Below are 23,175 nucleotides of genomic sequence, written 5' to 3' on the forward strand. Positions count from 1 at the left end.
GCCTAGCAGTCATTTCTCCGCCAGTGTATTCTTCCGCTTTACCAGCGTAGGGCCCCGGATTGGTCGACTGCTATAGCCAGGCTTCACAGCCCGGCGCTGCATTTTTGATTAATGTATGTGGGTCTCAGAACAAGCAGATGGGGAATCTATGACCGCCTTGGGAAATTGTGCAGACGGTCCAATGGCTGGCGAGACACGGCCACTAAAAATATGTCTACTGGGTTATCGCAGCCACCCGCACAGTGGTGGCCAGGGTATCTATCTCCGCTATTTGAGTAAGGCACTGGTTGATGCCGGTCATTCCGTGGATGTTATATCCGGCCAGCCCTATCCGGAATTGGATGAAAGGGTCAAGCTGATTAAGATGCCCGGCCTCAATCTCTATGAAGTAGAAAAGCCCAGCCTTGCTCTTAGACCAAAACACCTGCTCTCCTGGGCGGATTTCTTTGAGTGGTGGAGTAAACTGACCGGCGGTTTTGCCGAACCTTACACTTTTGGCCGTCGAGTGCGCAATTACCTGCGCCAACATGGCCACAAGTACGACATAGTTCACGATAATCAATCCCTTTGCTACGGCCTGTTGGATATTGAGCGCAGCGGCCTTCCGGTTGTTGCCACTATTCACCATCCTATTACCCGCGATCGTCAGTTAGCCCTGGATGCGGCGCCGGACTGGCGTTTTCGTTTATTGGTGCGGCGCTGGCATAACTTCCTCAATATGCAGATTAAGGTCTCGAGGAAATTACGCCATATTGTCACGGTATCGCGACAGTCAGAGCGGGATATCATCGAGCAGTTTGGGGTAGCGCCAGAACAGATCCACCTGATTTACAACGGTATCGACACAGAGATATTCAGCCCCGACGACAAAGTACATCGCCAGCCCTTGCGCATCATGACGACCTCATCGGCGGATCAGCCGCTCAAAGGCCTTGGCGTCTTGTTACAGGCCATGGCTGGATTGCGAGAGCGCTTTCCTGCTTTGGAGCTATTGGTGGTCGGGCGCTTACGCGAGGGCGGCGCCACCGAAAAGCTGCTGAAAAAGCTGAAATTACAGGATGCAGTGCAGTTTGTTTCCGGTATTTCCAATGAAGAACTGGTGAATCATTATCGCAGTGCAACAGTTGTTGCCTGTCCGTCACTTTATGAAGGGTTTGGTCTGCCAGCAGGCGAGGCGATGGCTTGCGGAGCCCCGGTGGTTTCCAGTGATGGTGGCGCCCTGCCAGAAGTAGTTGGCGATGCGGGTATCGTCGTCCCGGCCGGTGACAGCAAAGCGCTGGCGGAGGCGTTGGGGCGCGTTCTGGAGGATAAGTCTTTACAAGCCGATATGGGCGCTCAAGGTAGGGCGCGTATAGAGAATAAGTTCTGTTGGAGTCTGGCGGCGGCAAACCTGGTGGCTTACTACCGCGAAATACTCGGTGAGCCGGTTGTACAACAGCACAAAGAAAACGATTTAGTTGACGCAGATGTCAGCGGTGCGGAGGCAGCTTAATGATTACTGTAGATCCGCAACACTTGAATCTTCGCCCAGGACAAAAAGTTTTGGACCTGGGCTGTGGCGAGGGGCGCCACTCCATCCATTTGATGATCACCGATGAGGTGGATGTCTACGGCATAGACCTGTGCCTCAATGATGTGCGCACCGCCAGTGAGCGTGCCGAACCTTTTAACCATCCAAAGCATGCCAAAGGGCGCCTATTACTCGGGGTGGCGAATGGCTTACAGCTGCCTTTTGCCGATGCCACATTTGATGTGGTGATCTGCTCCGAAGTGTTGGAGCACATTCACGAGTACAAAGAAGTCCTCGCAGAAATAGACCGTGTGCTAAAACCTTCGGGCATCTTCGCCGCCACCGTACCGGCGTATTTCCCCGAGTGGATCTGCTGGCAACTCAGCGACGAGTACCATCAGGTAGAGGGGGGACATATCCGCATTTTCCGTGAGCGCGAACTGCGCCAGAGCATTGAAGCCCTGGGGCACCGCCACTTCGCCCGTCACAAGGCCCATGCTCTGCACTCTCCCTATTGGTGGTTGAAGTGTCTGTTTTGGAACAAACCGGATAATCGCCTGGTGGCTGCCTATCATCGCCTGCTTGTTTGGGACTTGATGAAGCGGCCCGCGATCACCCGTGTGACGGAAAAATTGTTGAACCCGCTTTTGGGAAAAAGCATCGCGCTCTATTTTGTGAAGGCGGAGCAGCGGGTTCCTGAGTCCCTACCTCTGGTCGAGGAGGTGAACTCGTGACTGAAACGGTAACATCCCAAAAGAAGGCGAGCCTGTTCCCTACCGGCTTTGTGCGCGATAGTGCCGCCTACATCCTTTCTCAACAGCTGCCCGATGGCTCCATTCCCTGGTTTAAAGGGCATTACGCCGATCCCTGGGATCACGTAGAGGCGGCCATGGGACTGGCCATCGCCGGGGAGTTTGTCGCCGCGGAGAAGGCCTATCGCTGGTTGGCAGATATTCAATTGCAGGATGGCAGTTGGTGGGCGGCTTATAAAGATGGGGCGATTGATAATAGCGAGCGCCGGGAGAGTAATTTTGTCGCTTATGTGGCCACTGGGGTCTGGCAGTATTACCTGATTAGCGGTGATAGACGTTTTCTACAGCGGTACTGGCCGATGGTGGAGCGCGCCATCGATTTTGTCTTGGGCCTGCAGACCGAACACGGTGAGATTCACTGGGCTGTAGACGCCGAGGGAAAACACAAAGAGGACGCCCTGATTACCGGGTGTGCCTCGGTTTATAAAAGCCTGGAATGCGCGATCAATATTGCCAGTGCGCTGGGGCTGGAGCGCACGGAGTGGGTGCGGGGCCGCGCTGCACTCGGCGAGGCGTTACAGAATAAGCCCGAACGTTTTGACCGGACCTGGGAGAGCAAAGCGCGCTTTTCCATGGACTGGTTTTACCCCGTGCTCACTGGCGCTATTGCTGGAGAAGCCGCCCGAGCGCGTCTTCAACAGCGTTGGGATGAATTTGTGGTGGCTGGTTTAGGTTGCCGCTGTGTGAATGATGAACCCTGGGTAACGGTGGCGGAATCCTGCGAGTTGACCATGGCGTTGTTGGCCTCAGGTCAGCGGGCTCGCGCCGAGATTATTTACCGGGGCCTGCATCGCTGGCAGGACAGTGATGGCGGTTATTGGACGGGATATGTCTATCGGGATCAGGCGGTCTGGCCCGAGGAGAAAACCACCTGGACTGTGGGCGCTATGTTGCTTGCTGCAGATGCGCTTGCCGACCTGACGCCGGCAAGCGGGCTGTTTACCTCGGTACGCCTGCCATCAGATGCGGCGCAGGATACCCAGAGTGTCGACAGTTTCGACCAGCTCGAATTGAGCGGAAGCCAGGGCTAGTTTGTAAATGTCGTAGGGGGCCTGGCCGCCATCGGCTGGATCGGGAAATATGTCGTGAATGGCCAGGTAACCGCCTGGCACAATATGCCGAGACCAGCTGCGATAGTCCGTCATTGCTGCTTCCAGAGAGTGTCCGCCGTCGATAAATACGAGCCCGAGCGGGGTGTTCCAGTGACGTGCGGCCACCGCTGAGGGGGCCACTACCGGCACTACCCAATCTTCCAGTTCGGCCGCTCGCATATTTGTGCGAAAGGTGCGGAAGCTGTCCATTAGGTTGGCTTTCTGGTCAAACAAATCGGGATCGTGGTATTCCTCGCCAGGCTGGTGCTCCTCGGAACCGCGATGGTGATCCACGGCAAACACGACGCTGTCGGTCAGCTTGCAGGCTGAGGCCAAATAGATCGTGGACTTTCCGCAATAGCTGCCTACTTCGAGGCAGGGGCCCAGGCTGCTGGCTTCAGCGGCAAGATGGTAGAGCGCTTCCCCCTCGTGGGCTGCGAGAAATCCCTTGATGGCTCGGATATCGATGGGCAAATGAATGGACATAGTTTACTGCTTGCTATTTTACTTGGCCCAAACACTAAACTGGCGCTTGCACAAAAGCAATTGTGATTTTTTGTGGGCAGCAGGCCCCACCGAATAGAAATTTAATTATGCGCAAGGATCATAGGCCTTACTGGCTGAAGCGCCTGCAGTTGCGTTGGCGCAACTGGCGCACGTACTATTTTTTACTTCCTCAGTTTGATGCGATAGGTGTTGACCCGGAAGTGATGGACCCCTCTTCAGTGCATGTATTTGGAAATAATGTTCGCCTGGGTAATTATCCGCATTTGATTTCCAATGCGGAGAAATGCATTCGCTTCACTACCTTTGGACACAAGGGGGGCGAGGCTTTTATTACTGTTGGGGATTATGTGCTGATTTCCCCTGGTGTTCGTATTTCGGCGGCTCAATCCATAGAAATTGGTGATGCCTGTATGATTGCGGCGAATGTTTATATTTCCGACTCTGACTGGCATGGTCTCTATAACCGCACCAGGCCCTTTCGCTGCACCGCACCGATACGCCTCGGTAATAATGTCTGGATTGGCGATAGCGCGACTATTTGTAAAGGCGTTAGTATCGGCGATAACTCCGTGGTTGGTGCGGCCAGTGTGGTCACCAAGGATGTGCCTGCGAATACGGTGGTGGCCGGCAACCCGGCCAAGCCGATAAAAACCATTAATCCCAAGCGCAGAATGATTACTCGCGAAGCGCTCTTTGCCGATGCTTTTCGGCAGGCTCATAATATGGATGAGCTGGATAAATATATGCTGCAAGGCAATAGTTTTTTCGGCTGGTTGCGTTCTGTATTTTTTCCCCGCCGCGGTGATTAAAGGTGTTTTAAGTTCCGCTTATGATTTTGCGTACAGATAAACTGATGAAAAAAAGAAAAAGTGTTGTTTTGATTGGCATGCCTGGCGCCGGCAAAAGTACCCTGGGTGTTTTGTTGGCCAAAGAGTTGGCCCTGGATTTTGTCGACACCGATGTTTTGATTCAGGCACAAGAGGGAAAAACCCTTCAGGAAATTATGGCGGAAAGTGACTACCTCAACCTGCGTGCTATTGAGGGGGAGGTTATTGCCGCAGCACAGCTGCCCAAGCATGTGGTTTCCACCGGGGGCAGTGCGGTATATAGCGCAGAGGGTATGGCAAATTTACGCGAGCAAGGCACCGTTGTATTTCTGGAGTGCTCTGCAGACGAGTTGCGTCGGCGAATCCATAATTATGAAAGCCGTGGGATAGCTAAGGCGCCGGGACAAAGTTTTGAAGAGTTGTTTGAGGAGCGGCAGGCTCTGTATCGCAAATATGCGGATATTACCCTGAGCTGCGATGGTTTGGATCTGCAGCAGGCACTGGACCAGTTATTACAAAAGTTGCGAGGGCTGGATTGAAGGGGGGAGCCCTGAGGTTACAGGGCTCAGATCTCGCATCTCTTTTTTCGACTGCAAGATTGACGAAGGCTAGAGCGGCAACTGAGTGGTGTATTTCACTTGCTTGAGCGCGAAGGTGGAATTTACCGATGCCACATTGGGCAGGTGCACCAGCGAGCGTTTTAGCAGTTGTTCATAGTGCTCAACGCTGTCCACTACTACGCGCAGTACATAGTCCTTATCGCCGCTGGTTGAATAGCATTCAACCACTTCCTGTACGTCCTGTACTGCGGTTTCAAAATTATTCAGAGACTCTTCGTCGTGGTTGTGGATGGTCACGTAACAATATACCGTGACTCCCAGGTCCAGTTTACGAGGGTCCAACAGAGTGACGCGGCCGCGAATAATGCCTTCTGCTTCCAGCCTCTTGATGCGGCGCCAGCAGGGGGTGTGAGAAAGACCGACTTTGTCTCCGAGCTCCGCCATGGAATAATCGGCGTTCTCCTGCAGCGCTCGCAGAATCTTGCGGTCGAAATCATCCAGGTCTGTCGAACGCTTCATAAAGACTCCTATCCTATAAAAAATTGCTCGATCGAGATTTTCATCACAATTTTACGCACATTTACGTAAATAAAGCAATGCTCTGTTGCGCTTAACGCACTAGTATGACCTGACCAATCCGTTTCAACTTGAGTGCTTTTTGTGATTACCCGCCAGAGGGGTGACCTGAGAGGCGAAAAAATGAACTCTCTACTGCTGAATCGGAGCAATTCGGAAGAATAATGACTTATAACTCGAACCGGGTTTCGAGAAGAATAAATGACCGGAAACTAGGTGTATGACTGATAAAGTAGCCAGTCCCCAGCGCGCGGTGGACTCCCAGGTAAAAAAACCAATATCACTGGATGATCGTTTTACCACTCTGAAAGGCCGTGTGCTTCTCTCAGGGATTCAGGCACTGGTGCGCCTGCCCATCGACCAGATGCGGATGGATCAATCCCGCGGCCTGAATACTGCGACTTTTATCTCCGGTTATCGCGGCTCCCCTTTGGGTGGCTACGATCTACAGCTCTCAAGGGCCAAAAAATTACTGGACCAGCACAATATCCGATTCCAACCGGGCGTGAATGAGGAGCTGGCAGCGACTGCAGTGTGGGGTTCCCAGCAGGTTGGCCTGTTCGATGGCGCCCGGGTGGATGGTGTTTGTGGTATCTGGTACGGCAAGACGCCGGGTGTGGACCGCTCCTGTGATGCTTTCCGCCACGCCAATGCCGCGGGTTCCTCGTCAAAGGGCGGGGCGCTTATCATCTCTGGAGATGACCACGGCTGTAAGTCTTCCTCCTATCCAGGACAGTCGGAATTTGCTTTTGTGGATATGCATATTCCGGTCTTGAATCCCGCAACTGTGCAGGAGGTTCTGGATTACGGTCATTATGGCCTGGAGTTATCTCGCTTTAGTGGCTGTTGGGTGGCGATGATCACTCTGGCAGAAAATATGGATAGCTCCGCTACGGTGGAAGTTGATCCACAGCGAGTACAGTTCAGCTACCCCGAGATTGAGCGCCCTGAAGGTGGGCTCAATATTCGCAAACAAGACAATCCCCTTGAGCAAGAGGAGCGTTTGTGGCGCTACAAGCGCCCGGCAGCTCTGGCATTTGCCCGCGCCAATAAACTGAACAAGGTGGTGCTGGAAAATCCAGAGGCCACTCTAGGTATCGTCACTACCGGTAAGGCCCACCTGGACTTGATGCAGGCCTTCGAGGATATGGGTATCAATGAGGAGAAAGCCCGACAGCTGGGCATTCGTATCCTCAAGGTGGGGATGACCTATCCCCTGGATGTGCCCGGCATCCAAGAATTTGCCCGGGGCCTGGATACCCTGCTGGTGCTGGAGGAAAAGCGCAGTCTGATGGAAGTGCAGCTGAAAGAAGAGCTGTACAACGTCCACCTCAAGGATGCCAACTTTCCGCGTATCCTCGGTAAAGTGGATGAGCACGACCAGCCGTTAATGCCAGCCTATGGAGAATTGTCTCCGGCCATTATCTGCCAGGTGCTGGGTCTGATTTTGGATCAAGACCAGCTGGGCGAGCGCGGACAACACCGCTTAATGCGCCTCAACGCCCTGGCGCAACGCATTGCACAACAGGCGGGCTCCAGCGTGTCACGCCTACCCATGTTTTGTGCCGGCTGCCCCCACAACCGTTCCACCAAAGTGCCGGAGGGCAGTCGCGCGCTTGCCGGTATCGGCTGCCACTATATGGCCCAGTGGTTGGATCGCGAGACATTCACCTTTACGCAAATGGGTGCCGAAGGGGTGAACTGGGTGGGGCAAGCGCCTTTCACCGATGAAAAGCATGTATTTGTGAATCTGGGGGATGGCACCTATTTCCACTCTGGAATTCTCGCCATTCGCGCCTCTGTTGCTGCCAGAGTCAATATTACTTACAAAATCCTGTTCAACGACGCCGTCGCCATGACGGGTGGTCAGCCCCACGATGGCGAGTTGGCACCGGATATGATCTGCCGCCAAGTGCTGGCGGAAGGGGTGCAAAAAGTCGTTCTGGTGATGGACAACCCGGACAAATACCAGGGGGCCCTGAGCTTCCCTTCTGAGGTAGAGATTCGCCACCGGGACTATATGCCGGCGGTAATGGAAGAGTTGCGTGATGTGGAAGGGTGTACGGTTATTATTTACGACCAGACCTGCGCCACCGAGTTGCGACGCAAACGCAAGCGCGGCCTGTTGCCTCAAGCTGAGGGGCGCCCCTTTATCAATGAATTGGTGTGTGAAGGCTGTGGCGACTGTGTGCAACAGTCCAGCTGTATTGCCGTGGAAAAGGTTTCCACCGCTCTGGGGGACAAGCGCCGCGTCAACCAAACCGGCTGCAACCAGGATCTGTCCTGTATCAATGGTTTTTGCCCTTCGTTTGTTACCGTAAAAGGTGGGCGTCTGGCCAAAGGTGCGGGCGTTGGCGATGTATTGCGTACAGAAGCGGAAAAGCTGCCTACACCACAGTTACCAGGCCTAGTTGAACCCTTTAACTTCCTGGTGACAGGGGTGGGCGGCACCGGTGTGGTGACCATCGGAGCACTGTTGGCGATGGCAGCGCATATTGAGGGCAAAGCCTGCAGCACCCTGGATCAGACCGGCCTCGCGCAAAAAGGCGGTGCCGTTTATTCCCATATTCGTTTTGCCGCTCAGCCCGAAGCGCTGCAAGCGGTACGTATCTCCGATGGTCGCGCCGATGCACTGATGGCCTGCGACTTGATTGCCGCTGGGAATCTCGCCGCTTGCCTGGCCAAGCTGGATGAAACCCATAGCCGTGCGGTAGTGAATTCACACCTGAGCCCCACAGCTGCCACCGTTTTGGGCCGTGAGGATGCCCACTCTCCACAGGCAGTCCTCGATACTCTGAGCAGTGCGGTTAGCGAGTTGGATTCCATCGATGCCCACCGTCTGACCAAATCTGCACTGGGAGATACCCTGGCGGCCAATATATTTATGTTGGGTTTTGCTTGGCAGAAAGGCCTTCTGCCTCTCTCCCAGGCGTCGCTGTTACAGGCTATTGAGCTGAATGGCGTAGCGGTTGAGGGTAACCTGCAGGGATTTGCTGCCGGGCGCCTGGCAGCAGCGGATCGAAAGATTTTAAACCGGCTTCTCGCCCATGACCGCGCGCCTGTTGTGTTGCCCAAAGGGCTGGATGAGATTGTTGCCCATCGGGTTGAACACCTGACCGGCTATCAAAATGAGGCGTTGGCCAAGCGCTATCAGAGCCTGGTCGATAAGGTCAAAGCGGCCGAAATTCTTAAAACGCCAGCGAGCCAGGCACTTGCGGAGGTGGTTGCGAGCAATTATGCCAAGCTGCTCGCTTACAAGGACGAGTATGAGGTCGCGCGCCTCTACACGGATGGGCGCTTTACCCAGTCTCTGCAGGAAAATTTCAGCGGCGATTTTGTACTTGAGTTCAATCTTGCCCCGCCTCTATTGGCCCGTTTCGACAAGGTGTTGGGACGCCCGCGTAAGATGAAATTTGGCGGTTGGATGTATAAAGCGTTTGGTGTCCTGGCCAAACTGAAGTTCTTGCGTGGTACGGCCCTGGATATTTTTGGCTATACCGCTGAGCGCCGTATGGAGCGGGCCTTGATTACTGAGTATGAGCAGTTGGTTGAGAAAGTGGTGGGTGAGTTGAATGCGCAAAACCACCAGGCGGCTATTGAACTGCTTAGCTACCCAGAGGTTATTAAAGGCTATGGGCACATCAAAGAGGCCAACTTGTTGGAAGCCCAGCGACAAAGAGAGCTGGCGCTGAGCCGTTTCGAAAATCCTTCTCGAAACGCCGGTCAGGCCAGCGAGGTTGAGATTTTCGATCCCACTAAAGCCCAACAGGTGGGTTAACTCTCCGACCATAACAGCCCCGGCAGATTTCCTCCGGGGCTGTTTTTCCTACCAGTAAGCCTGCATTCGAACAGCGAACTGTTTGGTTTGATCGCCGGTAAAATCATCATCCCCGAGTGTTATATTCATCATTAAACGCACCTTGGGGTTGAAATAATAATTAAACCCAAAAACAAAGTTGCTAACCCTCATGCGGGGAATATCCTTATTCTCGATGGTGTCGTAACGTGCGGTTACTTCGAAAGCGCCTTCCGGTGGGGTGGGTTTGATGGATTTAAAAACGCCTATTTTATCGTCGTAGGGTTTGTGCTGACCGGTGATCGCCCAGCTACCGGTGATATACCAGGTGCGCACATCCTGATCGCCAATGAAGCAGCCGGTAAATGGATCGCATAAGAAACTGGGCGGTGCGCCAAAAAAATCCTCGAAAGTAAGCTCTGATAGATAGATATCTCCAGAGAAATTGCCAAAAGCGTATTCTGATTGGGCGTAAAAAGGACCGTAGGTGCCGGCTAACTCCAGTCCAAAAATCCACACATCACCACCTGGGTTACCTTGATAAAATTCATCATCACCAAAATCACCAAAGAAAAATTCGCCACCACCAGGGCTTAAAGCAACCAGCTGCTCCGGGCCACGACGCCCGGTATATTCAACCAGGGCCTCACGGGCTAAGGTGTCCTCATTGGCATCTTCATAACTTAAATAGGCGCCGAGGTGCAGGGTGCTGATGGGCTCGTTAATCGGGGCCCAAGTAAACCGGGCTGCGCTCCCTATGCCCTCATTGCGCGGATCACCGGGATTGCGCAGGTTAAAGAGATCGACGCCAAATGTATGGCAGCACCAGTGGGTATTCCAGCCAATTCCCTGTTGTCGGCCGCGGTCGGCGAAAACCCCTGCGGCAGTGGCGAAGGATCTCTCCATCATGGTGATTTCATTGGAGCTGGTTAGCTCATTAATAGAGCGGCTGGGTTTGAAGTTACCAATGCGAAGTTTGCCGTCGAAGATTTTAGTGGCCAGAAATACATCTCTAAGCCCTCCAGTTCCGGCGGAGGCAAAATCCCTCTCCAGCTTGTATTCCCACTTCCAGAGTTTCCCCTTCATTGCCAGGCGCGCTCGGCGAAAGTCCGTAGTGTTTACCGGCTCCTCAAATTCATCATCTATGAAAAAACTGTCAAAGTAGTTGTCGTCCTTGTCAAAAAAGTAGGTGTCAAAATGGATTCGACCGCCGAGCTCAGCGGAAAAATTACCATCGTCAGATGTAATTTTGAGCCCACCTTCTGTTTTGGCCTTATCGGCTGTGGCGGGGGAAGAAACAAGGGCACAGGCTAGGGCGCAAAATAGGCCGTAGCGTTTCATGGGGTACTCCCTAGAAAACTGCAGTGACTACTGCGGCGTGTTGTTGCAGTTTAGCAAGTGAGTATGACGATTAATCAATTTTTCGCCGATTCAGCTTTTTTGCGGGTAAAAGGGCGCTGGTTTTGAACCTGCGAAGTGCAGGTGCTACTGGGTAAGCCCGTGAAACACCGACAACTATTTATGTCTGCGCCAATATTTCGCGGGCAAAAGTAAGAAGGTATTCAGTTTAGTGATTACACTGCCTGGAAAAAATTAGATACGCTCCAGTTTATAGCCTTTTTCTTTCATCAGATCTGCAATACTGCCTTGTCCTACCAGATGACCGGCGCCGACAACCACAAACAGTGAACGATACTTTGACGCCTTGGATGCAATCTTATTGGCCATATTTTTGTTGCGCTGGAAAAAGAGCTTGTCGTAAAGGGGCTTATATTCGGGATTTTCCTCAAGGCCATCGAGCAATATCAGACGGTTGAGGGCATCGTGATCCCCGGCTTTCCAGGCATTGGTGAGTTGAGGTAAGTAGGTGGAAACATCCTCCAGTTGTTCTAGCGTCTGCTGAAGTAACAGGGCGGGATTGTCTAAGCCGTTCAAAAGCTGGAATTGTTGCACGACTCCTTCAAGCTCTAATACCGGTTTTCCATCTTTTTTGGCTTTGGTTAGGAAGTGACGGTCGATACCCAACTCAGGGTTGAGGCCCAGAGCCTGCATTTCGATCATGCTCATGGAAATCATAGCGATAGCGGGGCGCTGACGAATAAACATGGCTTCCGGCATGTTGCGTTTATGCATCCACGCTTGCAGTCTCTTATATAAGTCTGCTGGCAGGTCGTCACGCAGGCTGCGTTCTCCTTGATAGACCGATTCCATCATAATTTTCTGTTGCACCATTATGTCGCTTTCGGCTGCGAGGACATCGGCTTCAACGGCAATAGCGTCGCTGGTGGCATAGGCGCGCTCTATTTGGGCACGCATCGGATAAAAGTCTTCCGTTGCCAAGTGGATAGAGCCCAGCAGATAGACAGTTTTATCCTCCTTGGTGGCTTTCCAGAAAATACCGCGGTCTGTTTCCGCTGCGGTGGCAGTGCCAACAAGCAATATAAGAACAAGAGCGATTGACTGTGTGAAATAGCGTTGGAACATTGCTTTTTCCTGAATGTGTTGAAGCGAGTCATGTTAGCACTCGTGAAGCCCATCTCATACTGGGGGAACTTGCTGGTAAATTGGCCTGGCTAGAGGGGTTTGTTGCAAACTTGTGTGGAATCTACTGGGAAATTATTTCTGTGAGGGCCAAAATACCGCCTTTGTTCCATTTTTGCGGTAGGTATTTTGAAAATCGTACAAGTCTGGCCTGAGTTGGAGCCTGGAGAAGTAGGCAAGGTCGCGCTGGAATTTATTCAGGAACTGGCCCGGCAGGGCGTTAAACCCGTTGTGATCTCTACTGGGGGAGCACTGGTAAACCGTTTAGAGTTGCATGACATTCAACATATTCAATTATCTTTGAATAAAAAGCCTTTTCTGTCTGTGGCCTTTGCTCGTCGGTTGCGCAATGTCTTACAAAGCTTAAATGCCGATGTAATCCATGTTCACGGGCGCCTGACTGCCCAGCTGGTTTGGCGGGCTTGGCGAGGCATGGATGTCGGCGCCCGTCCCAGTTTAATAACTCATGTCGATCAGTATTTTTCACCTGGTAGACGGGATGCGGGATTGATTTCTGGGCAATCTGTCATCGCATCGTCCACAGGGATCGCAAATCATTTGCAGCAGCATTTTGGAGAAAAGTTAGCTGACCCGGCCCATGTTGTGCATTGGGGCATTAATTCCCGGGAGTTCGATCGCAGTAAACCTGTATCGAGCCAATGGCACTTACGTTTCTTGAATAGCTATCCGCAGCTGGAGGGAAAAAATTGGTGGTTGTATTCGGGTTCCCTGTCAGAAAAGGGGGAGTTGAGAACCTTTTTGCAGGCTTTGGCACAGGCTAAAGAGAGTCGTGACGATTTATTGGGGCTGGTGGTAGGGGTGCCGCAGGGCGGCGATTTACGCTATGTACGCAAGCTGGAGCAGCTAGCCGAAGAGCTGGGGCTTGAGGGGTGTGTACTGTTTCTGGGAGAGAGAAAGGATTTACGGGAACTCTATGCTTCCTCGCAGTTGGCTTTTTGTCTCTCCGACTCTGGAGAGCCTAATGGCAAAAATGCGATGCAGGCTTTGGCGATGGGGTGTGCGGTGGTTGCTTATAAAGATACCTGTGCTGGAGAAGTACTGGCGCACTGTTTCGCTCAAGGCGTGGTTGAGCGGGGGAGCCCACAAGCGCTGTGCGATGTGGGCCTGACTTTGATGGTGCAGCGGGATAAAGCGGAATTGCACGGCTTTTTTCATGAAGATATCGTTAAAAAGACCGTGAATATCTACCGCAATCTCAGCGCCACTTCTTAACTGGCAATTGTAAGCGCCTCAGTGTTGGATCAGAAATTAAAATGTCCATTGAGTGAGGCGAAATCGAAACCGGGGTTGGGGATATTGGTGTAGGCATTGGAGAAGTGGCTATAGCGCACCGATAAGGTATGGCCACTGCTAAAGCGATAGCCCAGGGCAAAATGCAGAGCAAAGTTAACCTTGGTGCTGAGCTGAATATCGCCAAATTCCCGCTGGCTTAAGTAAGAAGCGCCAACTCCCGCTTCTCCAAATCCACCTAGGGGTTCACTGCGCGGATACCAGCGCAGTACCGGTTTGATTTCTATGATGTTTTGCTGCTGGGTTTCATTGAGATGTCCCAGGCGTATATAGGAGTAGCTACCCTGGCCCCACCATTGCCATGAATGATTGGCGTTATTGGAGGAGGTGAGTAGGTATGAGTAGTTCACGCCGGCTACCTTGGCGGCGGAAATAGAGTCCCGTTGCATTAAGGCATTTCCCAGCCCCTTTCCGCCGCTGATAATAATTTCCTGCTCAGCGTGTGCTACGTGTGAAATGAGGAAATTTAAGGCGAAGAAAAGGATACAGCCTAGCGCTGTGTTATCGCCCGCAGCCTGTGTGAAAGATTTACGCATGGGATATAGGGGGATAGTTGCAAGAGCTGTAATTAAGACTAGTGGGAAAGTGATTGATGGCAAGCACGGTACTCGTTGACCGCCACCGACTTCCTCCTGTTTGATAGGAGGTGATTGGTTGGGGGCTGAAAATCAGCCCCCTGCTCAGAGAGTATTGGTCTTTTGATCGATTGCTGGATCAATTGCTGGGCAGTTATCGCCACTGTCGCTTCAGTTGTCGAATGGCATCGGAGTGCAGCTGGCGCGCGCGCTCCTGGCTGAGTCCAAGTTGCTCACCGATAACCCGGAAAGAACAATCTCTATCTGAAATCAGACCATAGCGCAGGTTCAGCACTGTCCTCTGTCGTGGCGGTAGGCGATTTACCGCTTCGCGCAGACGCTCCGCCAGCTCTTGATTGGTAACCAGCTCATCGGTGTTATAAAGCTCATCGGCGGGAGCATAATCCAAGCGGGTGCTGCTCTGGTCGTCTGCGACAGGGTCGTCCAGTGAGCCTGTAGGGCCTGGCAGCTTAAGTAGGCTTTGGATGCGTTCGAGATCGAGCCCTGTATGTTTCACCAGATTTTCATCAGAGGCGGGCTGCCCTAGGGCGCGCACCTCGCCGATTGCACGGTAAATTGTACGCAAATCATCCTGCACATTGGCTGGCTGGCGCACCAAATCCTCATTGCGGCGCATAGCCAACTGTATTTCCTGCTGAATCCACCAGTAGGCATAGGTGGAAAAGCGGTAGCCCATTTGCGGTTTGAAGCGTTCAATGGCCTTCATTAAGCCGACATTGCCCTCTTGGATCAGGTCAATGAATGGCACCGAGGGATTGCGGAAACGTTTGGCAATGGCGATGACCAGGCGCAGGTTACACTGGATGAGTTTCTTGCGCTGTTCCTGGAAGCGCCGCAGAAGGCCGCCGAGCTTGCTTCTTTCCCTTCGGATAAGTTCGTCGCCGGCCATTAATTTTTCGGTGTGAGCAATGATTAGGCCGTGATCATAGGCGCCGGTACTGCCGCGCTGCTCCACGCCTTCGCTGCGCAGCTGGACAAGCTCGGTACCGCATTGCTGCAGCTTCTCGATCAGGGTGTCCTCGAGATCCCGCAACAGGCAGGTGGTACTGTGTTCCTCTTCGGGTGTGAGCAATTCAAGCCTATATAAGTGCTTGAGATAGCTCTGCATTGGGGTGCTGCCGCTTTCGCTCAAAGGCTCCCCAACTGAATGAATCTCTTCGATATCGGGCCCGGCGTCTTCCGTCTGGCCGCGATTTTCCGCATTGGAGCAGGAATCGGAGAGGGCGTTGTCTGTATCCTTCAGCCAGTCTTCATCCCTTGAGTAAAAATTTTCTCGGGACAAGTGCTTAAACCTTCTGTTGACTGCGTGAACGATATGTTTTGTTCAGTCTCTCCGGGCACCCTTTGGCGCCCATTTCACCTTAACGATAGATGAAAGTTGAATTTTGCGCCCTATTAAGGCTGACTGATAAGTCTTTGTGTGGGAGGGAGGGGCTGGGCGCAGAGAGCGCCCAGGTTACTAATGGTAAGTTATTTCAGGCGCTTGACCCGCATTTTCTTTCCACCATCGGCAGGTTTCATAAAGAAGGAGCCAAACATTGCGCGCTCCACGACAACGAGGTCACCGGATTTCCAAAATATGCGACCCGCATCATTCTGCTTCCAGACCTGGCCGTTTTCCAGGGTTACGATTTTCTTATTGTGGGCACCCTCCTGAATCTCTGCGATTTTTGCCTCGATAGACTCAGGTGCTTCTTCAGTTTGCTTGTATTCTTGACCGAAATCTTGCTCGGCTCGCTTTGCGAGGGAGTTGCTGAGCTTGTCGTAGCAAGCCAGTCGATCCGTGTTGGGTGTAATTTCAGAGCAGCCTTTAAGCTGTTTTCCCAGCGTGTCCGCGTTAATACTGGGAGCGAGGATAGTTAGGAGGGAGATAAGAAAAATTCGATTCATGAGTATTTATTACGTTATTTGCCAGCTGTGGGCTTTATTTTGCCGGAGCTGCGGCTAATGGACAATTGGATTTGTGCGTCTCCGCACGCTTTTAGTGGAACCCACATGGAAAAATAGCCTCGATAAAGATGAGCTAATCTGTCACCTTATTAAAGCGATTTGGTTGGCTCATTTTCAATAGCGGTGCTTGTCTTAGGGGTTTGTTGAGTGCTTGGCTATTGATTGGATTTAAATCATAGGCAAAAACTATCCAGGGGCGGAACAATGAAAAGTCTTATTACTCCCGCAGTTATATTGGCTACGGCAGGTTATCTCAGTATCGAGGGTTTGCGGCTTACACTCGGAGGAGAGGTCTTTGCCTCAACGAGCGTGGTTACCCTATCTCAGAATCAACAGGGTAAGGGTATAGAGCAGGACTTTTCCGGGAGCAATATCAAAAAAGGCGAAATGCTCGGTGGCAGTGAGATGATGGAATTTGAGGGGGACATCTTTGCCGATGTGCCTGAGCATATGGGGGCTGATAAAGGTGTGGGGCAGAGAAGCCCATCGGGAGAGGAATCCCCCAAGAAGTGATAGGGGCGAACACCTTTGTCCCTGCCTCAGCAAAAAACCGGGAGCTACCCGGTTTTTTGCTATTTACAGGGTCTAGCGTTTTTGCGCGCTGAAGTGTTTGCCGCTCTGGCTGCGGCTATCATCGCCCATTAAGTAGAGGTAAGTCGGCATAATTTCTTCTGGTGCCACTACTGATTTGGGGTTTTCTGCCGGGTAGGCCGTCGCGCGCATGGCTGTGCGGGTAGCGCCCGGGTTGAGACTGTTCACCCGAACATTGGATACACCTTCCAATTCATCGGCGAGTACCTGCATCAGCCCTTCTGTTGCGAACTTTGATACAGAATAGGCCCCCCAATATGCCCGTCCCTTTAACCCAACACTAGAGCTGGTGAAAACTACCGAACCGGCTTCGGATTTTTCCAGCAGAGGCAGTAGTGCTTTGGTGAGCCCAAATGCTGCATTGACATTGACCTGCATGACCTGTTGCCAAGTAGCGAAATGGTAATTTGCCAGGGGCGTGCGCTGTCCGAGTAGACTTGCGTTGTGAAGCAGGCCATCTAGGCGACCAAATTCCTGTTCGATGGCCTCGGCAAGATTTTCAAAGTTTTCTATGCGTGCTTCACTGAGATCCATAGGGAAAATTGCCGGCTGCGGTCCTCCGGCGGCCTCAATCTCGTCATAGACCATTTCGAGCTTTGGGGTGGTGCGCCCCAACAGTATTAAGGTGGCTCCGTGTGCGGCGAAAGTTTTTGCTGCAACTTTGCCAATACCGTCACCAGCGCCGGTAACGAGTATGATTTTATCTTTTAGTAAGTTTGATGGAGCGACATAGTCGCCGGCATATTCAGACATGAAACATCCTGATGCTGGCGCCCAGCATCGGGCCGGGCATGATTTCAAAGATTAAATGTAATGTTGCTGTAGCAAGGGCCAGATTTCATCCACTGAGCTGACCAGGTGATCGGCACCCCAATTGGCGGGGTCATCAGATGCATCGATATAGCCGTATGCGCAAGCAATCGTCGGCATGCCTGCACGCTGGCCGGCAATTATATCCCGCTGGTGATCTCCGATATAGACGGCGTCTGCCGGAGTGCATCCAATTTTGCTGCAAGCGAGCAATATCGCTTCTGGGTCTGGCTTTGACTTGCTGACATGATCGGGGCAAATCACCGCAGAGGCCGGTGGCAGATATTCAAATGCCCGCATCAACGGCACCGTAAATGCTTCGGGTTTATTGGTGACGATACCCCAGGGGATTTCATTCTGCGCGAGGGTATCCAGTAATGGTTCTATGCCGGGAAAGGGGGCGGTTTGCTCTGCGAGGTGCGCGAGGTAGAGATCCAGCAGGCGCTGCAGGAGGCTGGCAAATTCGGGATCACCTTCCTGTTTGCCAAACCCCAGGGTGACCAGTGCCCTTGAGCCGCTTGAGACGGTGCCGCGGATTACCTGGTCGGGCAGTGGAGGTAATTGCTCCTGATGCCGCAACTGATTGAGCACGACAATAAAGTCCGGAGCGGTGTCGAGGAGTGTGCCATCCAGGTCAAATAAAACTGCTTTCATCGTAGGGTTCGCTTATTCGGGTTTGCTGGCATACATCAGGTAATTGACGTCGACGTCGCGGGGATTGAGTTTATAGTTGCGGGTAACCGGGTTGTAGGTCATGCCGGTGATATCGCGCAGTTCCAGGTCCGCCTCGCGCAGCCAGGCGCCCATTTCCGAGGGGCGGATAAACTTGCTGTATTCATGGGTGCCTTTGGGTAGTAAGCGTAGGATATATTCCGCTCCCACCACGCCAAAGAGCCAGCCTTTGGGGGTGCGGTTGATCGTCGAGAAAAACAAGTGTCCGCCGGGCTTGACCAGTTTGGCGCAGGCGCGGATCACTGAGGCAGGATCGGGTACATGCTCGAGCATTTCCAGGCAGGTCACAACGTCGTAACTTTCCGGTGCTTCTTCGGCAAGCTCTTCCACGGTAATACGTCGATAATCTACCGATACGCCGCTTTCCAGAGCGTGCAATTTGGCAACGTTGAGAGGGGCTTCGCCCATATCAATCCCAGTCACCTTTGCACCTCGCTGGGCCATGGCCTCAGCCAGAATCCCTCCGCCGCAGCCGACATCCAGCAGTTTTTTGTCGGCCACTGAGGCGTATCTGTCAATGTAGTTAGCGCGCAATGGGTTAATTTCGTGCAGCGGTTTAAATTCGCCTTCTTTATCCCACCAGCGGCTGGCGAGTTGCTCGAATTTGGCGATTTCCGTGGGATCTACATTACTCATGAATTTCTCTGCAAACTCCGTCGCTGTTAACCCGTAAATACATGCGGTTACGGGTTATCTCGGCACGGGGGTGTGCCGTAACCAGTTGTCAGCTGGCCGGTAAAAGTCCGAGAAAGCAGGGAGGCTTGAATAGCCACTCCAGTATTTCACGGACGGCAACAAAAGGGATGAAGTACACCCATTAAATTGCCTAGTTAATGATTAATTAGTGGCTGATTCCTATATTGAATCGCAGTGTCCGTTCGTGCCTAGCGCGAATGGCCGGCGATTCTATCACGCCATAATTGCGCTCGCTGGATTACCTCAGTCTCGTTCAGGGTGAGTAATTGGCGCTCTCCCAATAACTGCTTGCCCGCAACCCAGACGTCGCTGACATTGTGTCCGCCGCTGGCATAAATTAGTTGAGACATGGGGTCGTGTACTGGTTGCTGCTCCAGGCCGGATAGATTGATCGCCGCAATATCGGCGCTCTTGCCAATTTCCAGGCTGCCGGTTTCCTCCTCAATACCCAAAGCACGTGCGCCATTGATAGTAGCCATTGCCAGCGCCTGGTGAGCGGGAAGTGCGGTGGCCCTGCCACTGACAGCCTTGGCCAGCAGTGCTGCGGTACTGGCCTCGGCAAACAGGTCCTGACTATTGTTGCTAGCGGCTCCGTCAGTGCCCAGAGATACATTAATACCGGCATCGAGCATCTCGACGGTAGGACAGAAGCCGGAGGCCAGTTTGAGGTTGGACGAAGGGCAGTGGGCCACGTGCGCACCACTGGTATTCAACAATTCTATGTCCCGCTCATTGGTTGCCACCATATGTACGCAGAGAGTCTGTGGGCTCATCAGGCCAAGGCGCTGTAGCCGCTCGGTGGGGCGTTCGCCATTTTGCTTCAGTGCGGTTTCCACTTCCTGGTAAGTCTCGTGCAGATGTATCTGCACGGGAATTTGCGCCTCGGCGGAGCATACAGCGATTTTCTCCAGGGTTTGATCGCCGACGGTGTAGGGGGCGTGTGGTGCAAAAACCACTTCAATGCGTTCATGGGCGCGGTAGTCGTCGCGCAGTGCCAAGCCTTTATGCAGGGCCTCTTCGGCGTGGCGGCTCCAGGGGGTGGGCACATCCAATACCGGAAAGGCGATATGTGCGCGGATGCCGGTTTCCCGGACAGCGGTTGCGACAGCTTCTGGGTAGAAATACTGATCAGAGAAAGTGGTAGTTCCCGAGCGCAGCATTTCCGCAATGGCGTGGCGGCTGCCATCCGCGACAAACTCCGGCCCTACCCAGCGCTGTTCCGTCGGCCAAATATGTTTTTCCAGCCATTCCTTGAGGGGGCGGTCATCGGCATAACCCCGTAATAGCGTCATGGGCGCGTGATTGTGGGTGTTGATCAGCCCGGGGATCAGGGCGTGATGCTTGAGCTCCACTTCCCGTTTTGCCTTGAACCGTATTTTGGCTTCTGCCGATGGCAACAGGGCGGTGATTCGCCCGCTCTCAATGGCTAAAGAGCAATTCTCGTACACTTTTTGCTCGGGGATTACTGGGATAATCCAGCGCGCATGAATCAGGGTGTCTATTGCTTGGGGCATGGAAGTTAGGCGACGGCGGTTAAGATGGGGATTTACTTTAGCGGCAGAGACTGCTTGCGGCAACAGGGGAGAGTAGTGGTCTAGAAGAGCGTAGGGCAGCCGGTCCAAAGGCGTCAAACTGTGCTAGAATCGCCCGCTTATCCGGGCTCAGTACACATGCCCGCGCTATAAAAAGGAACGCCGTAAGCCATGGGCGAATTAGCCAAAGAAATCTCTCCGATTAATATCGAAGAAGAACTCAAGCAGTCTTATCTCGACTACGCCATGAGCGTGATTGTCGGGCGCGCACTGCCGGATGTACGCGATGGCCTCAAGCCGGTACACCGCCGTGTGCTCTTCGCTATGAGCGAACTGAAAAACGACTGGAATAAACCCTACAAAAAGTCAGCGCGTGTCGTTGGCGATGTGATCGGTAAATACCACCCGCATGGGGATACCGCGGTCTACGACACGATTGTGCGTATGGCCCAGCCTTTCTCTATGCGCTACACCTTGGTAGATGGCCAGGGCAACTTCGGTTCTATCGATGGCGATAGTCCGGCTGCCATGCGTTATACCGAAATTCGCATGGATAAGCTGGCCCACGAACTGCTATCTGACTTAGATAAAGAAACCGTCAATTTTGTCGATAACTACGACGGCTCCGAGCAGATGCCGGAGGTACTACCCTCCCGCGTGCCGAACCTATTGGTAAACGGCTCTTCGGGTATTGCCGTGGGCATGGCCACCAATATCCCCCCCCACAACTTAAAAGAGGTTGTCAACGCCTGCCTGGCATTGATCAACAATCCCGAGCTGTCTGTTGACGACTTGATGGAGTATATCCCTGGGCCGGACTTCCCCACCGGGGCAACCATCAATGGCCGCGCCGGGATACTCTTGGCCTATCGCACGGGCCGCGGGCGTATCTACGTGCGCGCCAAGGCGGATGTGATTCGCGATGACAAGACCAATCGCGAAACAATTGTTATTACCGAGATCCCCTATCAGCTGAACAAGGCTCGATTGATCGAGCGTATCGCCGAGCTGGTGAAAGAGAAGAAGATCGAGGGAATCTCTGAGCTGCGCGACGAATCCGATAAAGACGGCCTGCGCGTAGTGATTGAGCTCAAGCGCGGTGAGTTGGGTGATGTGGTTTTAAACAACCTCTATTCCCAAACCCAGCTGGAAAGCGTGTTCGGCATCAATATGGTGGCTCTGGTCGATGGCCAGCCCAAGGTGCTGAACCTGAAAGAGCTGCTCGAGCACTTCGTGCGTCACCGCCAGGAAGTGGTGACTCGCCGTACCGTCTACCTGCTGCGCAAAGCGCGCGAGCGCGGTCATATTCTGGAAGGTCTGGCGATTGCCATCGCCAATATCGATCCGGTGATCGAGCTGATCAAGTCCTCCGCTACCCCAGCGGATGCCCGCGAGGCGCTGCTGGCCAAAGGCTGGCCAGTGGGCAACGTGCAGCAATTCCTTGAGCGTGCTGGCGCCGATGCCTGTCGTCCGGATGATCTGCCAAAAGAGTTTGGTCTGCGCGATAACGCCTACTACCTGTCACCGGCCCAGGCTCAGGCCATCCTCGAGCTGCGCCTGCACCGCCTCACCGGTATGGAACACGACAAGCTGCTGGCGGAATACCAGGATCGCCTGGAGCAGATCGCTGAATACCTGCATATCCTCGGTAGCTTCGAGCGCCTGATGGAAGTAATCCGCGAAGAGTTGGAGCAGCTGTCTAAGGACTTTGGCGATGAGCGCCGCACCGATATCGTTGCCTCCCGTCAAGACTTGACTGTAGAAGACCTGATCACCCCGGAAGATAAGGTGGTGACTATCTCTCACGGTGGCTACGCCAAAAGCCAGCCTCTGACGGATTACCAGGCCCAGCGTCGCGGCGGTATGGGTAAGTCGGCCACCCAGGTGAAGGATGAAGACTTTGTCGAGCACCTGTTGATTGCCAACTCCCATGACACTATTTTGTGCTTCTCTAACAAAGGCAAGGTGTACTGGCTCAAAGTTTATGAAGTACCCACTGCCGGTCGCGCCTCGCGCGGACGGCCGGTAGTCAATATGCTGCCGTTGGAAGAGGGCGAGCGCATCAGCAGCCTGATGCCTGTGTCTGAGTACGATGAAAATCACTTTATCTTCTTCGCTACTGCTAACGGCACCGTGAAGAAGACTCCGCTTACCGCCTTTGCCCGTCCGCGCAGCGTGGGTCTGCGCGCTATCGAACTGGAAGAAGGAGATCGTCTCGTTGCCACAGCGGTGACCGACGGTGAGCGCGATGTATTGCTGCTTACCAGTGCCGGTAAAGCGGCGCGATTCTCCGAGGCCAATGTCCGTTCTATGGGCCGCGTGTCTCGCGGTGTGCGCGGTATCCGCATGCAGGAGGGCAAGGAGGTGATCGCCATGGTGATCCCGGAAGAGGGCGGCTCGGTGATGATGGCCACTGAAAACGGCTACGGTAAGCGTACCGCTATCAGCGAATTCCCCACCAAGGGTCGCGGCACCCAGGGTGTTATCGCGATCGCCGAGAGCGAGCGTAACGGTGCCTTAGTGGGTGCCTGTCAGGTGCACCCAGGTGAGGAAATGATGTTGATTTCCGATCAGGGCACTCTGGTGCGCACCCGCGTCGACGAGGTTTCCGTCCTGGGGCGCAATACCCAGGGGGTGCGTGTCATCCGGCTTAAGAGCGGTGAAAAGCTCGTGGGCCTCGGGCGTATCGAAGAAACTGAGGAAGAAGTCGAAGACAACGGTGGGGCAGAGTGACCCA

Annotated in this window: 20 protein-coding genes; 9 read left to right on the forward strand and 11 right to left on the reverse strand. The window is 53.4% G+C overall.

Features of this window, described 5'->3' with window-relative positions; all coding sequences use genetic code 11:
- Positions 1-148: 148 nt before the first annotated feature.
- The 3 genes from ACJJID_RS04480 to ACJJID_RS04490 are packed head-to-tail and all read left to right on the forward strand — an operon-like array spanning position 149 to position 3,353.
- Positions 149-1,492, forward strand: a complete 1,344-nt coding sequence (locus ACJJID_RS04480) for a glycosyltransferase family 4 protein (protein ID WP_444921667.1) — start codon at positions 149-151, stop codon at positions 1,490-1,492.
- Complete coding sequence (locus tag ACJJID_RS04485; RefSeq protein WP_444921668.1) at positions 1,492-2,244, forward strand: class I SAM-dependent methyltransferase; 753 nt, start codon at positions 1,492-1,494, stop codon at positions 2,242-2,244. Before ACJJID_RS04480 ends, ACJJID_RS04485 begins: the two co-directional genes overlap by 1 nt.
- Entirely contained in the window at positions 2,241-3,353 is a 1,113-nt protein-coding gene (locus ACJJID_RS04490) for a prenyltransferase (protein ID WP_444921669.1), read from the forward strand. Before ACJJID_RS04485 ends, ACJJID_RS04490 begins: the two co-directional genes overlap by 4 nt.
- On the opposite strand, the gene ACJJID_RS04495 is transcribed toward ACJJID_RS04490, so the two are convergent.
- Positions 3,282-3,899 (reverse strand): class I SAM-dependent methyltransferase, encoded by a 618-nt coding sequence (locus tag ACJJID_RS04495; RefSeq protein ID WP_152452740.1) that lies wholly within the window; start codon positions 3,897-3,899, stop codon positions 3,282-3,284. The genes ACJJID_RS04490 and ACJJID_RS04495 overlap by 72 nt on opposite strands.
- Before the next feature lie 107 nt (positions 3,900-4,006).
- Between ACJJID_RS04495 and ACJJID_RS04500 the strand changes: the two genes are divergently transcribed.
- Both ACJJID_RS04500 and ACJJID_RS04505 read left to right on the forward strand, forming a co-directional pair.
- Complete coding sequence (locus ACJJID_RS04500; RefSeq protein WP_444921670.1) at positions 4,007-4,729, forward strand: acyltransferase; 723 nt, start codon at positions 4,007-4,009, stop codon at positions 4,727-4,729.
- 44 nt (positions 4,730-4,773) lie between these two features.
- The gene (locus ACJJID_RS04505; RefSeq protein ID WP_444921671.1) at positions 4,774-5,286 is read left to right on the forward strand and encodes a shikimate kinase; all 513 of its coding nucleotides are present in this window, start codon (positions 4,774-4,776) and stop codon (positions 5,284-5,286) included.
- Positions 5,287-5,355: 69 nt separating this feature from the next.
- Here the strand turns inward: ACJJID_RS04505 and ACJJID_RS04510 are convergent, their stop codons facing one another.
- The gene (locus ACJJID_RS04510; protein WP_152452743.1) at positions 5,356-5,826 is read right to left on the reverse strand and encodes an Lrp/AsnC family transcriptional regulator; all 471 of its coding nucleotides are present in this window, start codon (positions 5,824-5,826) and stop codon (positions 5,356-5,358) included.
- 277 nt (positions 5,827-6,103) lie between these two features.
- Here ACJJID_RS04510 and ACJJID_RS04515 point away from each other — a divergent pair, with 277 nt between their 5' ends.
- Complete coding sequence (locus ACJJID_RS04515; RefSeq protein WP_444921672.1) at positions 6,104-9,661, forward strand: indolepyruvate ferredoxin oxidoreductase family protein; 3,558 nt, start codon at positions 6,104-6,106, stop codon at positions 9,659-9,661.
- Positions 9,662-9,709: 48 nt separating this feature from the next.
- On the opposite strand, the gene ACJJID_RS04520 is transcribed toward ACJJID_RS04515, so the two are convergent.
- Positions 9,710-11,020, reverse strand: coding sequence for an OprO/OprP family phosphate-selective porin (locus tag ACJJID_RS04520; RefSeq protein ID WP_444921673.1), 1,311 nt, complete (start codon positions 11,018-11,020; stop codon positions 9,710-9,712).
- 252 nt (positions 11,021-11,272) lie between these two features.
- Positions 11,273-12,163 (reverse strand): TraB/GumN family protein, encoded by an 891-nt coding sequence (locus tag ACJJID_RS04525; protein WP_444921674.1) that lies wholly within the window; start codon positions 12,161-12,163, stop codon positions 11,273-11,275.
- A gap of 186 nt (positions 12,164-12,349) precedes the next feature.
- Between ACJJID_RS04525 and ACJJID_RS04530 the strand changes: the two genes are divergently transcribed.
- The gene (locus tag ACJJID_RS04530) at positions 12,350-13,453 is read left to right on the forward strand and encodes a glycosyltransferase (RefSeq protein WP_444921675.1); all 1,104 of its coding nucleotides are present in this window, start codon (positions 12,350-12,352) and stop codon (positions 13,451-13,453) included.
- 29 nt (positions 13,454-13,482) lie between these two features.
- Here ACJJID_RS04530 and ACJJID_RS04535 read toward each other — a convergent pair whose 3' ends face one another.
- The 3 genes from ACJJID_RS04535 to ACJJID_RS04545 all read right to left on the reverse strand — a co-directional run bounded on the left by ACJJID_RS04535 (position 13,483) and on the right by ACJJID_RS04545 (position 16,017).
- On the reverse strand, positions 13,483-13,920 hold the full coding sequence (locus ACJJID_RS04535; RefSeq protein ID WP_444921676.1) for an acyloxyacyl hydrolase: 438 nt from the start codon (positions 13,918-13,920) through the stop codon (positions 13,483-13,485).
- 340 nt (positions 13,921-14,260) lie between these two features.
- Entirely contained in the window at positions 14,261-15,409 is a 1,149-nt protein-coding gene (locus tag ACJJID_RS04540) for a sigma-70 family RNA polymerase sigma factor (RefSeq protein ID WP_444921677.1), read from the reverse strand.
- A gap of 188 nt (positions 15,410-15,597) precedes the next feature.
- On the reverse strand, positions 15,598-16,017 hold the full coding sequence (locus ACJJID_RS04545) for a hypothetical protein (RefSeq protein ID WP_152452750.1): 420 nt from the start codon (positions 16,015-16,017) through the stop codon (positions 15,598-15,600).
- A 264-nt stretch (positions 16,018-16,281) separates the two neighbouring features.
- Here ACJJID_RS04545 and ACJJID_RS04550 point away from each other — a divergent pair, with 264 nt between their 5' ends.
- Positions 16,282-16,590 carry a hypothetical protein gene (locus ACJJID_RS04550; RefSeq protein WP_444921678.1) on the forward strand — a complete coding sequence of 103 codons (309 nt, stop codon included), beginning with the start codon at positions 16,282-16,284 and terminating at the stop codon, positions 16,588-16,590.
- Positions 16,591-16,662: 72 nt separating this feature from the next.
- Here the strand turns inward: ACJJID_RS04550 and ACJJID_RS04555 are convergent, their stop codons facing one another.
- From ACJJID_RS04555 to ACJJID_RS04570, 4 genes are all read right to left on the reverse strand, one after another.
- Positions 16,663-17,421, reverse strand: coding sequence for a YciK family oxidoreductase (locus tag ACJJID_RS04555; protein ID WP_444921679.1), 759 nt, complete (start codon positions 17,419-17,421; stop codon positions 16,663-16,665).
- Positions 17,422-17,472: 51 nt separating this feature from the next.
- Positions 17,473-18,132 (reverse strand): HAD family hydrolase, encoded by a 660-nt coding sequence (locus ACJJID_RS04560; protein ID WP_444921680.1) that lies wholly within the window; start codon positions 18,130-18,132, stop codon positions 17,473-17,475.
- 12 nt (positions 18,133-18,144) lie between these two features.
- The gene (ubiG, locus tag ACJJID_RS04565) at positions 18,145-18,846 is read right to left on the reverse strand and encodes a bifunctional 2-polyprenyl-6-hydroxyphenol methylase/3-demethylubiquinol 3-O-methyltransferase UbiG (protein ID WP_152452757.1); all 702 of its coding nucleotides are present in this window, start codon (positions 18,844-18,846) and stop codon (positions 18,145-18,147) included.
- A 248-nt stretch (positions 18,847-19,094) separates the two neighbouring features.
- Positions 19,095-20,420 (reverse strand): TRZ/ATZ family hydrolase, encoded by a 1,326-nt coding sequence (locus ACJJID_RS04570; protein ID WP_444922604.1) that lies wholly within the window; start codon positions 20,418-20,420, stop codon positions 19,095-19,097.
- 189 nt (positions 20,421-20,609) lie between these two features.
- Here ACJJID_RS04570 and gyrA point away from each other — a divergent pair, with 189 nt between their 5' ends.
- Positions 20,610-23,171 carry a DNA gyrase subunit A gene (gene gyrA, locus ACJJID_RS04575; protein WP_444921681.1) on the forward strand — a complete coding sequence of 854 codons (2,562 nt, stop codon included), beginning with the start codon at positions 20,610-20,612 and terminating at the stop codon, positions 23,169-23,171.
- Positions 23,172-23,175: the final 4 nt, after the last annotated feature.

It is taken from the genome of Microbulbifer sp. CnH-101-G (genome assembly GCF_052466775.1).

Bases quoted from the DNA above. Each gene is read 5' to 3' on its own strand.
- ACJJID_RS04480 (WP_444921667.1), top strand. From the start codon at position 149: ATGACCGCCTTGGGAAATTGTGCAGACGGTCCAATGGCTGGCGAGACA.
- ACJJID_RS04485 (WP_444921668.1), top strand. From the start codon at position 1,492: ATGATTACTGTAGATCCGCAACACTTGAATCTTCGCCCAGGACAAAAA.
- ACJJID_RS04495 (WP_152452740.1), bottom strand. From the start codon at position 3,899: ATGTCCATTCATTTGCCCATCGATATCCGAGCCATCAAGGGATTTCTC.
- ACJJID_RS04500 (WP_444921670.1), top strand. From the start codon at position 4,007: ATGCGCAAGGATCATAGGCCTTACTGGCTGAAGCGCCTGCAGTTGCGT.
- ACJJID_RS04505 (WP_444921671.1), top strand. From the start codon at position 4,774: ATGAAAAAAAGAAAAAGTGTTGTTTTGATTGGCATGCCTGGCGCCGGC.
- ACJJID_RS04510 (WP_152452743.1), bottom strand. From the start codon at position 5,826: ATGAAGCGTTCGACAGACCTGGATGATTTCGACCGCAAGATTCTGCGA.
- ACJJID_RS04515 (WP_444921672.1), top strand. From the start codon at position 6,104: ATGACTGATAAAGTAGCCAGTCCCCAGCGCGCGGTGGACTCCCAGGTA.
- ACJJID_RS04520 (WP_444921673.1), bottom strand. From the start codon at position 11,020: ATGAAACGCTACGGCCTATTTTGCGCCCTAGCCTGTGCCCTTGTTTCT.
- ACJJID_RS04525 (WP_444921674.1), bottom strand. From the start codon at position 12,163: ATGTTCCAACGCTATTTCACACAGTCAATCGCTCTTGTTCTTATATTG.
- ACJJID_RS04535 (WP_444921676.1), bottom strand. From the start codon at position 13,920: ATGCAACGGGACTCTATTTCCGCCGCCAAGGTAGCCGGCGTGAACTAC.
- ACJJID_RS04545 (WP_152452750.1), bottom strand. From the start codon at position 16,017: ATGAATCGAATTTTTCTTATCTCCCTCCTAACTATCCTCGCTCCCAGT.
- ACJJID_RS04550 (WP_444921678.1), top strand. From the start codon at position 16,282: ATGAAAAGTCTTATTACTCCCGCAGTTATATTGGCTACGGCAGGTTAT.
- ACJJID_RS04555 (WP_444921679.1), bottom strand. From the start codon at position 17,421: ATGTCTGAATATGCCGGCGACTATGTCGCTCCATCAAACTTACTAAAA.
- ACJJID_RS04560 (WP_444921680.1), bottom strand. From the start codon at position 18,132: ATGAAAGCAGTTTTATTTGACCTGGATGGCACACTCCTCGACACCGCT.
- ubiG (WP_152452757.1), bottom strand. From the start codon at position 18,846: ATGAGTAATGTAGATCCCACGGAAATCGCCAAATTCGAGCAACTCGCC.
- ACJJID_RS04570 (WP_444922604.1), bottom strand. From the start codon at position 20,420: ATGCCCCAAGCAATAGACACCCTGATTCATGCGCGCTGGATTATCCCA.
- gyrA (WP_444921681.1), top strand. From the start codon at position 20,610: ATGGGCGAATTAGCCAAAGAAATCTCTCCGATTAATATCGAAGAAGAA.